General features: G+C 70.6%; 11 protein-coding genes and 2 pseudogenes. 4 read left to right on the forward strand and 9 right to left on the reverse strand.

Features of this window, described 5'->3' with window-relative positions; all coding sequences use genetic code 11:
* The 3 genes from SACHA_RS21075 to SACHA_RS0108535 form a co-directional block, all read right to left on the reverse strand.
* The coding region (locus tag SACHA_RS21075) for an FAD-dependent oxidoreductase (RefSeq protein WP_039738417.1) at nt 1–322 on the reverse strand (322 nt) is incomplete at its 3' end.
* The gene (locus SACHA_RS0108530; RefSeq protein WP_051110138.1) at nt 319–2,214 is read right to left on the reverse strand and encodes a DUF3556 domain-containing protein; all 1,896 of its coding nucleotides are present in this window, start codon (nt 2,212–2,214) and stop codon (nt 319–321) included. The genes SACHA_RS21075 and SACHA_RS0108530, both read right to left, overlap by 4 nt.
* An 80-nt stretch (nt 2,215–2,294) precedes the next feature.
* Complete coding sequence (locus SACHA_RS0108535) at nt 2,295–3,770, reverse strand: class I adenylate-forming enzyme family protein (RefSeq protein WP_019808829.1); 1,476 nt, start codon at nt 3,768–3,770, stop codon at nt 2,295–2,297.
* Between the two features lie 121 nt (nt 3,771–3,891).
* On the opposite strand from SACHA_RS0108535, the gene SACHA_RS0108540 reads away from it, so the two are divergent.
* The 3 genes from SACHA_RS0108540 (at nt 3,892) to SACHA_RS0108545 (ending at nt 5,217) form a co-directional block, all read left to right on the forward strand.
* Complete coding sequence (locus tag SACHA_RS0108540; protein ID WP_019808835.1) at nt 3,892–4,527, forward strand: metallophosphoesterase family protein; 636 nt, start codon at nt 3,892–3,894, stop codon at nt 4,525–4,527.
* 88 nt (nt 4,528–4,615) lie between these two features.
* Nucleotides 4,616–4,813, forward strand: a complete 198-nt coding sequence (locus SACHA_RS23825; RefSeq protein ID WP_232211844.1) for a type II toxin-antitoxin system HicA family toxin — start codon at nt 4,616–4,618, stop codon at nt 4,811–4,813.
* Complete coding sequence (locus SACHA_RS0108545) at nt 4,813–5,217, forward strand: hypothetical protein (RefSeq protein WP_039738435.1); 405 nt, start codon at nt 4,813–4,815, stop codon at nt 5,215–5,217. The genes SACHA_RS23825 and SACHA_RS0108545 overlap by 1 nt, the downstream gene beginning before the upstream one ends.
* A gap of 82 nt (nt 5,218–5,299) precedes the next feature.
* On the opposite strand, the gene SACHA_RS0108550 is transcribed toward SACHA_RS0108545, so the two are convergent.
* Both SACHA_RS0108550 and SACHA_RS0108555 read right to left on the reverse strand, forming a co-directional pair.
* Nucleotides 5,300–5,686: a VOC family protein gene (locus tag SACHA_RS0108550; RefSeq protein WP_019808839.1), complete on the reverse strand. Its 387-nt coding sequence runs from the start codon at nt 5,684–5,686 to the stop codon at nt 5,300–5,302.
* An 11-nt stretch (nt 5,687–5,697) separates the two neighbouring features.
* Nucleotides 5,698–5,970, reverse strand: coding sequence for an ArsR/SmtB family transcription factor (locus tag SACHA_RS0108555; protein ID WP_019808841.1), 273 nt, complete (start codon nt 5,968–5,970; stop codon nt 5,698–5,700).
* 183 nt (nt 5,971–6,153) lie between these two features.
* Here SACHA_RS0108555 and SACHA_RS21080 point away from each other — a divergent pair.
* Nucleotides 6,154–7,553, forward strand: a pseudogene (locus tag SACHA_RS21080) (alpha/beta hydrolase domain-containing protein).
* A gap of 298 nt (nt 7,554–7,851) precedes the next feature.
* On the opposite strand, the gene SACHA_RS0108570 reads toward SACHA_RS21080, so the two are convergent.
* The 4 genes and pseudogenes from SACHA_RS0108570 to SACHA_RS21085 all read right to left on the reverse strand — a co-directional run.
* Entirely contained in the window at nt 7,852–8,688 is an 837-nt protein-coding gene (locus tag SACHA_RS0108570; RefSeq protein WP_019808847.1) for an aldo/keto reductase, read from the reverse strand.
* A gap of 67 nt (nt 8,689–8,755) precedes the next feature.
* Nucleotides 8,756–8,989, reverse strand: a pseudogene (locus SACHA_RS0108575) (cytochrome P450); the annotation flags it as partial.
* Nucleotides 8,990–9,144: 155 nt separating this feature from the next.
* The gene (locus SACHA_RS0108580) at nt 9,145–9,921 is read right to left on the reverse strand and encodes a maleylpyruvate isomerase family mycothiol-dependent enzyme (RefSeq protein ID WP_019808849.1); all 777 of its coding nucleotides are present in this window, start codon (nt 9,919–9,921) and stop codon (nt 9,145–9,147) included.
* A partial coding sequence (locus SACHA_RS21085; RefSeq protein ID WP_019808850.1) for a fumarylacetoacetate hydrolase family protein occupies nt 9,918–10,637 on the reverse strand: 720 nt, incomplete at its 5' end. The genes SACHA_RS21085 and SACHA_RS0108580, both read right to left, overlap by 4 nt.

Raw genomic sequence — 10,637 nt, forward strand, 5'->3', positions numbered from 1 at the left:
CCGCGGTGTCGGCCACCGACCGCCGGGCCGCCGCGCCCCGGCCGCCGTCCAGCGGGTGGGAGTACTGCACCTCGGGCCACCGCCAGCGCAGCCCGTGCCGTGCCAGATCGAACCGGCGGGAGAACGGCGTGTCCACGGCAAGCGGGTGGAAGCCCGAACACTCGTCGTGCAGCAGGCCGGGCAGGGTGAGCTCGGCACTGCGGGTGCCGCCGCCGACGGTGTGGGCGGCCTCCAGCACCTCGACGTCCACGCCCTCGGCCGCGAGGGTGAGGGCGGCAGCGAGCCCGTTGGGCCCGCTGCCGACCACGACCGCTTTCGTCATCCGGTGACCATGCCATCGGGACGGCCCTCGGGGCCAGAGCCCTCCGCCCGGCTCCCCGACCCGGGGTCGTCCGGCCGGTTCTTCGGGCCGGTACCGGCGCCCTCCGGAATCGGCTCGGGGTGGACGAAGTCCCCGGCGGGCTCGTAACCGGGCATCCGCCAGGTCACCCGGTGCGGGATGGGGCCGTTCGGGATCCACGGCTGTTCGGCCACCGCATCGCGGACGTCGTAGTCGCCGAGCTCTACCACGCCGAGGGCGGCGTCGACGACCTTGTAGCGCACCCGGGTGGTGTGGATGGGCTGCGACTCGGTCCAGGCGAGCACGAACTCACCCGGCTCGAAGTGGCAGCGCCGCTGCACGGCCGCGATCGTGCGCTCGTCGAACAGGTGCCCGTCGCCGAACTGCCAGCCGACGAGCACGGTGCACACGACCTCGCCCTCGCGCAGCCGGTAGTTCTCCAGCTGATCCAGGTGCCGTTGCAGCAGCGACAGGTGCGCCCGGCCGTGGCTGTGCATGCTGCGGAAGGCGACGCACTTCTGCAGGAAGATCTCGGCCACATCCGACCCGTACAGGTCGGTGAGCTGCTGCCGCTGGGTGCGCAACGTCTTCGTCAGCCCGGTGTCGAGCTTGTCCTCGGCACCGTTCATGCGGAAGGCCATCGTCCCGGACGCCCAGTTGCCCGCGTACTGCCGCATGGAGATCAGGAACGAGACCCACTCGGGCTTGAGGTTGCCCAGGATCGGTCCGGTCAACAACAGCACCAGCGCCGCGGCGAGGATCCAGCCGCTGCTGAAGTCGGTGACGCCGTATCCGTCGCCGGCGAAGAAGCCGCCGAACAGGAACGGCGTGACGAAGACGAAGAGCACGTTCCACTCCAGCGGCACCGCGAGCGGGTACGTCGAGTAGATGAAGACGTGGAACAACACCATGCCCGCGATCGCAAGCCAGGTCAGCGTCGGGTTCGTGGAGAACAGCAGCACCAGCGGGAGGGTCAACTCGACCACGGTGCCCCCGACGTGCGCCCAGCCCAGCGCCGTCCTCGACGGGCGCAGGTCGTTCGGCGGGTCGCGGTAGAGGGAACGCTTGAACCGCTTCGAGGTCAGCCAGGGCGTGTTGCTCATCATGGCCTGCACGACGAGGCTGAAGTGGTGCCCGAACTTGGACACCCCGGCGCCCAGCCAGATGGTGACCATGGCGATCTTGGCGATGAGCACCATGTCGACGTGGCTCGCCAGCACGCCGAAGGCGAGCAGGCACACCGCGTACTGCTCGGGGCGGGAGGCGAGGAAGACGACCTTGTCCCGGAAGCCCATGACCAGCAGCAGCGCGACGTAACTGATCAGTGCCCAGCCCGGCAGCAGTCCGGCCTCGCTGTAGGCGGCGGCGTTCTGCACACCCGGTGTGACCAGCAGGAACAGCAGGTTCGCCACGAGTACCAGGTACAGCCCGACGTCGAACAGGCTGCGCGCGTCCCCGGCAGTTCCGGGGACCCGGCCCGGGTACGGCGGCAGACGCAGCGTCCCGGGTTTGGTCCAGTAGCGCCAGCCGCCGATCATCGGGCCGAACTTGAACGCCAGCGGACCCCAGGACGCGGCGTGTCCGGTGATCTCCCACAGCACCGTCCAGACCATCAGCTTCTCGTAGACGATCAACTCGCCCCACCAGGCGGAGAGGTCGGTGAGGCCGATCCCCGGGGTGGTCACGCCGACGATCAGCCAGCCGCCCAGCACGAACAGCACGGTCTTGACGATGTAGAGGGCGTGCATCTGCTTCGGGCCGCCGAAGCCGTACTCGGTCCAGTGCGTCGCCAACATCCGCAGGCGGTCCATCACGGGTGTCGACTCGAACTCCGCCGGGTCCCCCGGCGGCATGTCTGGAGTCTTGAATCCCACGGTGCTCTCCTTCGACAGGACAGGGTGGTGCGCGCGAGGTGGCCTCGCGTCGCGGGGAAGGGCCGGGGCCGGGTTCCGCCTCAGGCCGGTTGGATGTCCGGGTTCCGCCGGAGCGCGGGCTTGTCGATCTTGCCGACGGGGTTCTTCGGGAGGGCGTCGACGACGTGGATGCGCTCGGGCACCTTCACCCTCGTGAGGTGACGTCGACAGTGGTCCAGCAACTCGGACTCGGTGAGCGCCGAGCCGGGATAGACGCTGACGTAGGCGGTGGGGACCTCGCCGTAGACCTCGTCCGGACGGCCGACGACGGCGGCTTCGAGGACGTCGTCCACGGCGGTGAGCACGCTCTCGATCTCCTTGGGGTAGAGGTTCTCCCCACCACGGATGATCATGTCCTTGAGTCGGTCCACAATGGTCAGATAGCCGTCCTCGTCGAGGTGCCCGACATCGCCGGTGTGCAGCCACCCGTCGACGATCGTCCCGGCGGTGTCCACCGGCCGGTTGAGGTAGCCGCGCATCACCGTCGGGCCGGAGATCACGACCTCACCGTCCTCGCCGGGCGGGAGGAAGGCGCCGTCCGGGCCGACGACGGCGATCTCCTGCCCGGGCAGGGCCGGGCCGACCGTGCCGATCTTGCGGACGCCGTCCACCGGGTTGCACGCCGAGGCACAGGTGCCCTCGGTGAGCCCGTACCCCTCGACGATCACGAACCCGTACCGCTCCTGGGAGCGGACGAGCAGTTCCCGGGAGACGGGGGCGGCGCCGCAGATCACGAACCGCAGCGACGACGTGTCCGGCCGCACGTCCCCGGGCAGCGCAGCGAGCACGGCGTAGATGGTCGGCACCGCCGAGAAGTAGGTCGGCCGCAACCGCTCGACGTGGTCGAAGAACGTGTCCGCGGAGAACCGCCCGACGATGCTGACCTGCCCGCCGCACCGCATCGGCGCCAGGACACTCACCATGATCGCGTTGACGTGGAACAGCGGCAGCACCAGCAGACAGTGGTCGTGTTCGGTCAGCGCGAGGTGTTGCGCCATCGTCGCGGACATGGCCTCGGCGTGCCGGTGGTCGAGCATGACCCCCTTGGGCCTGCCGGTGGAGCCACTGGTGTAGATGAGCAGGGCGAGGTCGTCGCCGGCGAGTTCCACCGGCGGCCGGGAACCGCCCCGGCGGGCGGTGCGCATGTCGTCGACGTGCACGGCGGGCCTGCCCCCGGTGGGCGCGTCCGGGCCGGAGTTGACCACGAGCGCCGCACCGGCGTCGGTGATCTGATACCGCGCCTCGTCCTCGGTGAACACCGGGTTGACCGGGGTGGCGGCACCGCCCAGCCGCCAGGCGGCGAACATCGCGACCAGCAGCTCGACCCGGTTCGGCAGCACGATCGCCAGCACGTCGCCACGGCCGAACTCGTGTTCGGCGAGCTGCTCGGCGAAGGCCTCCACCCGCGCGTCGAACCGGGCGTAGGTGAGTTCGACCCGGTCGTCCCGAAGCCCCACGTGCTCCCGGCGACCGCGCAGGGGGCTCGCGGGGTCCCACGGCAGATAGCGCAACTCCATGCCTTCTCCCACCACCTCGTCGTGTTCCGAGTCACACCGAATGTGGCCCCTGACACTACGGAGTGGGGGGCGGGGTTCCTAGGTCCGACCGGGACGAAGTTCGCGCGGCCGGTTGTGCGAGATGCATAAGCTGAGGGCCGGGAGGCCGGGCACGTCACGCCCGGACACCGGCACCGACGACGGGAAACGCATGCGGGTCTGGTTCACCAGTGACACCCATTTCGACCACCGGCTGGTCGCCGGGAACCGCGGGTTCGCCGCACCGGCCGAGCACGACGCCGCGCTGGTGGACAACTGGAACGACCTCGTCGGACCGGACGACGAGGTGTGGCATCTGGGTGATCTCGGGATGGGAGATCCCGCCCGGTGGGTGGACACCGTGCGGCGGCTGCACGGCCGCATCCACCTCGTCACCGGCAACCACGACCGCTGCGCGCCCGGGGTGCGCCGGGACGCCCACCGCCACCAACGCGCCTGGCTGGAGTTCCTCACCAGCGTGCAGCCGTTCGCCCGCCGCCGGCTCGACGGGCACACGGTGCTGCTGTCGCACTACCCCTACGTCGGCGACCACACCGCCACCGACCGCTACCGCCAGTGGCGCCTACCGGACCTCGGCGACCGGCTGCTGCACGGCCACGTGCACAGCACCGACCGCCTGCACGGCAGACAACTGCACGTCGGCCTGGACGCCTGGGAGCTACGCCCGGTCGCCGCCGAAGAGATCACCGCACTGTTCGACGGCCGGGGAGCAGAGTGAACCGCGAACTCGACAGTACGAACCACGTCCACCCCGGCTAGACATTGCATCATCAAGCGGGGCTAGACTAGGGTGGATGGTCAAGGAGATGAGATATCGGGACGTTCGTAGAGCGCTCATCCAACATGGCTGCACGCACAAGTCGACGAGAGGGAGCCACGAGAAGTGGGCCTGCGCATGCGGAGCCCTCTTGGTCGTAGTCCCGAGTCACAAGATCGTCTCCCCTGGCGTTGTCCGTGACCTCATGGACAAACTGAGCTGCCTGCCGAAGGGATGGTTGCAGTGATGACCTACACCGTTACCGCCAAACGCTGGGATCACGGGTGGGAGCTGCACATCGAGAACGTCGGCGTCACCCAGGCACGTTCCCTTTCCTCAGCCGAGAGCATGGCCCGCGAGTACATCTCCCTCGCACTCGACCTCGACGATGAGACATCTTTCGACATTGACATCGTCCCCCAACTCGATGCCGCTTTGACCCAGCGAGTCCGTACAGCCCGCGATGAGGTCAGAGCAGCAGCGCAGAAGCAGCGAGAAGCCGCGGCCAAGCAACGGGAAGCCGCCGAGGAGCTTCGGGACACCGGACTCACCGGTCGCGAGATCGCAGTGGTCCTCGACATCTCCCCGCAACGTGTCAGCCAACTGCTCGAAGGATCGACCACCGAACCTTCCGCTGCCACGGGCGGCTGACCAAACTTCGGTGTCGTCGACCGTGCTCAGCATGTTCCACGGCCAACCTCTCGAAGTCGTGTGGCCAGAGCACACGGAGAATTCATTTTCGCGCGGCGATCTGGAGGAGGTTGCCGCAGGTGTCGTCGAGTACGGCGGTGGTGACCGGCCCCATGTCCAGCGGCTCCTGGGTGAACCGCACGCCCAGCGCGGTGAGCCGCTCGTGCTCCGCCCGCACGTCGTCGACGGTGAACTGGGCGGCCGGGATGCCGTCGTTCGCCAGGGCCTCCTTGAACGGCCGCACGGCCGGGTGCCCGTCCGGCTCCAGCAGCAACTCCGGCCCGTCCGGGTGTTCGGGGGAGACCACGGTCAGCCACCGGTCCTCCCCCACCGGGACATCCTCCTTCTTGGCGAAACCCAGCACCTCGGTGTAGAAGCGCAGGGCCTTGGCCTGGTCGTCGACGAACACGTTCGTCAGGGTGATCCGCACGGGTGACTCCTTCACTCCTCGATCGGCCACCGGTCGACCACGGCGCGCAGTGGCGAGGTGTCGATCCGGTGGAACTTGTACCGGCCCTCCCGGTGGGTGACGACGAGACCGGCGGCCTCCAGCACGTCGAGATGCTGGGACAACGCCTGCCGGGACGAACTCACCCCGCGCCGGCTGAGGAGCCGGCCGCACAGCTCGAACAGCGTCTGGCCGTCGTGCTCGGTGAGTTCGTCCAGGATCGCGCGTCGGGTGGGATCGGCGAGCGCCTTGAACACGTCCGTCACACGACGACAATAGGCAAGTGTTCACTTGCATGTCAACGCGGCTCACCCGTTCCGGGCCTACTGTCGCCCAGGGTCCGTCCGCCCGGCGACGGGTGTCGCAGGTTTCCGTCCGGCCCTGGTCCGTGGCAGCGGCGGTTGCTTCGCTGAACGGACCACCCACCCACGGATTCCGGGAGCGCGATGATGAGCACCCCGTGGCGTCGCCTCGGCACCCTGACCCTCGCGGCCGCGACGTCGGCCGCGTTGGCCCCGGCCGTCGGGGCGGCCGCACCGTCCACGACCACGTCCGTCCCCGTCCCCACCGTGTCCACCGCGGGCGGGGAGGTCACCGGCCCACTGCCGGGCACCGTGCCCGGTGATCCGCTCGCCGACGAACTGGCCGACACCTACCCGTTCTTCTCCACCCCGGACCCGCTGGCCGCCCGCGGCTACGTCGAGGAGGAGTTCCTCCTCTCCGGCGCCGCCGACGGCTACGCCCCGACGGCGAGCGGGTCGCCACCGACGTCGACTACACCACCCGCGTCGTCGTGCGCCGCCCCGCCGACGAACGGCGGTTCAACGGCACGGCACTGGTCGAGTGGCAGAACGTCTCCGCGGGCTACGACCTCGACGCGCTGTGGGAGTTCGACGCGATGACCCGCGCCGGCTACGCCTGGGTCGGCGTGTCCGCGCAGCGCGTCGGGGTGGACCACCTGCGGGAGTGGAGCCCGACCCGGTACGGCGACCTCGACGTCACCGGCGGCGGGCGGTACCCGGGCGACGAGCTCTCCTACGACATCTTCGCCGAGGCGGGCCGGGCGGTGGCCGACCCCGGCGCGGACTCCGTGCTGGGCGGGCTCGACGCGCGCACCGTGCTCGCCCTCGGGGCGTCGCAGTCGGCCGGGCGGATGAGCGTCTACTACGACCACGTCCTGCCCAAGACCGAGCCGGTGTTCGACGGGTACACCTTCGCCGTCGGCACGGCGCCGTCCCGCGACGGTCACGCACCGGTGTTCCAGGTGCTGTCCGAAACGGACGTCCGCTCACCGCGGCGTCCGGCCGACACCGACCGGTTCCGCCGGTGGGAGGTCGCCGGTGCCGCGCACTCCGGATACCGGGGGCAGGAGTACCGCGAGCCGATCTTCGAGCGCGACCTCGGTGCCACGCCGGAGTACGACTGCGACGAACCACCGTTCAGCCGCACCCCGCTGCAGCACGTGCTCGCCGCCGCGAACCACCATCTCGTGCGCTGGGTGCAGGACGGCACCCCACCGCCCACGGCCGAGCCGCTCAAGTTCACCGACGACGGCATCAAACGGCGCGACGAGCTGGGACTGGCCGAGGGCGGAATCCGGCTGTCCCAGCACGCGGTGCCCACCGCGCGCAACACCGGCCACAACACCGGGGAGACCTTCTGCGTGCTGTTCGGCACCCACGAACCGTTCACCGACGACACCCTGGACGCGCTCTACCCCACCCGGGGCAGCTATCTGCACGCCGTGCGGGCGGTCGACCGGCACAACGTGCGGGCGGGCTACCTACTGCCCGCCGACGCCTGGAACAACTGGCGCGACGCCCGCGACAGCGACGTCGGAGGCCGGTAAACGGGGCGGGCGGCGCCCCCACGGGCACCACGCGGGAACCCGCCTGGTGCCCGTGGGGGCGCACCCGACTTTCCACTTCGCGTGCGCTACGCGCCCCCGCCGGCTCGCACCGCCGCGCGAACCACCGGGACATGGTCGTGACATCAGGCGAACAGTCTTGCGCGCTCCTGCACCGCCCGGCGGCTGTTCTCCGTCACCCTCCGGTTCCGGTCGATGCGGGACTCGATCTCTTCTCCATACTCCGCCGCGTAGTCGACGGCCACGCGGATGAGTCGTGGGTGCAGAGTTCCACGCCCCCTCACCAGCGGTCGTTGGGGTGGCGGCCGGTGCGGCCGTCGGAGTCCAGGGCGTCGATGGCGGCGACGTCGTCGGTGTCCAGCGAGAAGTCGAAGACGTCGAGGTTCTCCTCGATGCGCGCCGGGGTGACCGACTTCGGGATGACCACGTTGCCGAGGTCCAGGTGCCAGCGCAGGATGATCTGGCTCGGCGTGCGGCCGTGCTTGTCGGCCAGCCGCCGGATGGTGTCGTGCTCCACCAGCTGCCCCCGCGCCAGCGGCGCCCACGCCTCGGTGACCACGCCCAGCTCGGCGTGCGCTTCGCGCAGTGCGCGCTGTTGCAGCAGCGGGTGCAGTTCCACCTGGTTGATCGCGGGCACCTCCCCGGCTTCGTCGGCCAGCCTGCGCAGGTGTTCCGGCTCGAAGTTGGACACCCCGACGGCGCGTACGCGGCCCTCGTCCCGCAGCCGCCGCAGCGCCTGCCAGGTCTCGACGTAGCGGTCCTGGTCCGGCACCGGCCAGTGGATCAGATAGAGGTCGACGTGGTCGAGGTCGAGTTCGGCGGCGCTGCGGTCGAAGGCGCGTAGGGCCTCGTCGTAGCCGTGCGCGTCGTTCCACAGCTTCGTGGTGACGAACACGTCCTCCCGCGCGAGGCCGCTGTCCCGGACGGCCTCGCCGACCTCGCGTTCGTTGCCGTACAGCGTGGCGGTGTCGACCGCGGTGTAGCCGTGGGCGAGGGCGTGCCGGACCACCTCGGCGGTCTGCCCCGGCGGCACCTTGTACACGCCCAGCCCGAGCTGGGGAATCGCCACCGAATCGGACAACGGAACCCTCGGCATCGTCGTACTCATGCCACCCATTGTCCCCACCGGCGGCACCCGCTGCGCCCTCCCGTCACCGCCCTCCCGGCAACCTACGGGACGCGGGTCACCAGGTGACGGGGAGTTCGTAGACGCCGTAGACGGAGCCGTCGTGTTTGAAGGGGGTGTCCGCCAGGGAGGTGGCCGGCTGGAGGGTGGGGATGCGGGTGTACAGGGTGTTGTACACGATCTGCAGCTCCACCCGGGCGAGCTGTTGGCCCAGGCACTGGTGGACGCCGAAGCCGAACGCGAGGTGCCGGTGGTCGCCGCGCCGGACGTCGAGCGAGTCCGGGTCGTCGAACCGGGGACAACCGGCCCACGCCGCGGACGCCCCGTCCTGATCGGACCCGTTGGAGATCCGTCCCGGACGACACCGGCCCACCGGGCCGCCGTTCGTCGGCGGTGCCCGGTGGGCCGGTGTCTCGTGGTGCGTGGTGTGCGGACCCGACGTGGCGGTCAGAACCAGCGTGGGATCGTCGGGAGTTCGCCGCCGCGGTCGCAGGTCGGTCCGCGCGCTCCCCGTCCGGTGACCCACCGGACGAGGTCCGGCAGCGCACCGGAGACCCGGGTGCCGCCCGCGCCGAGGACGGTCTCGGACCGTCCGTGCGGAGCGAGGACGAGATCGACGTGCTCCCCGCGCCGCTGCCAGAACCGCAGCACGTCGGCGAACAGTTCGTCGAGCAGGTCCTCCGGGAAGTCGCGCGTGCCCGCCCCGGTGTCCAGGTCGAGCGCGTGCATCCACACCTCGCGGGTGCGCATCCACGCGGTCTCCCGCGCGGGCACGAGCCGCCCCTGCGCGGTGCGCACCTCGGCGTCCCACGCGGCGTCGGGCAGATCGCGCCACTCGACGTTCAGGTGCGTCCCGGAGTGCGCGAACAGGCTACGCAGCGCCCGTGCGGGCAGCGTCGCCCCCGCCTCGATCTCGGCATTGCGCTGCTCCGGCGAGGCGTACATCGGGGTCACCACACCCGTGCGCGCCCACTCCAGCAGCCGGGTCAACGCGCGGGCGTTGTACCCGACGTGGGCGATCACCTGCCGCCGGGACCAGCCCGGCAGCAGACTGGGCGCGTCGAGTTCGGAGTCGGCCAGCCCGGCCAGCTCCCGGGCGAAGTAGGCGGTGCCCCGCCGCGCCCAGGACAGCTGCGTGGCCGGGGCGTTCGGCGCGTCGTACCGCGCGCCGGGCCCCTGCCGCCTGCGCAGCTCCTCGCGCGCCACGTCCTCCGGGGTGCTCATTCCGGCACCCGCTCCGTGGCCGCGACGTTGACCAGTTCGCCGATGCCGTCGACCGACGTCGTCAGCGTCTGCCCGGCGGACAGGTACCGCGCCGGGGTGCGGGCGTGCCCGACGCCGCCGGGGGTGCCGCTGGCGATGACGTCACCGGGGGACAGCGTGACGATCGTGGAGAGGTAGCGGACCAGCTCCACGGGATCGAACACGAGGTCGTCGATCGTGGTCCGCTGCACCTCGTCCCCGTCCACACGGGTCACCAGCGCCGCGTCGGAGGGCACCTCGTCCGGGGTGGCCAGCACCGGGCCGAGCGGGGTGCTGTTCTCCCAGGTCTTGCCCTGCAGCCACTGCGGTGCGCGGTACTGGTAGTCGCGCATGGTGACGTCGTTGAGCACCGAGTACCCGGCGATGGCCGCACGGGCCTCGTCGGCCGAGGCACGGCGCACCCGGCGACCGAGCACGACCGCGAGTTCGCCCTCCCAGTCGACCTTGTCGGACTCCGGGGGGAGTTGGATCTTGTCTCCCGCCCCGATCAGGGCCTCGGGGTACTTCGCGAACAGCGTCGGGTGCTGCGGCAGCTCCCGGCCCATCTCCAGGATGTGGTTGCGGTAGTTCAGGCCGATACAGATGATCTTGCCCGGGGTGGGGACCACCGGGGCCGCCTCGGCCGTGCCGAAGTCGTGCCGGGCGCCGTCGGCGGCGGCCGCTGCGTCGAGGCCGCC

Origin of the sequence: Saccharomonospora halophila 8 (assembly GCF_000383775.1) — a bacterium.
Lineage (GTDB): Bacteria > Actinomycetota > Actinomycetes > Mycobacteriales > Pseudonocardiaceae > Saccharomonospora > Saccharomonospora halophila.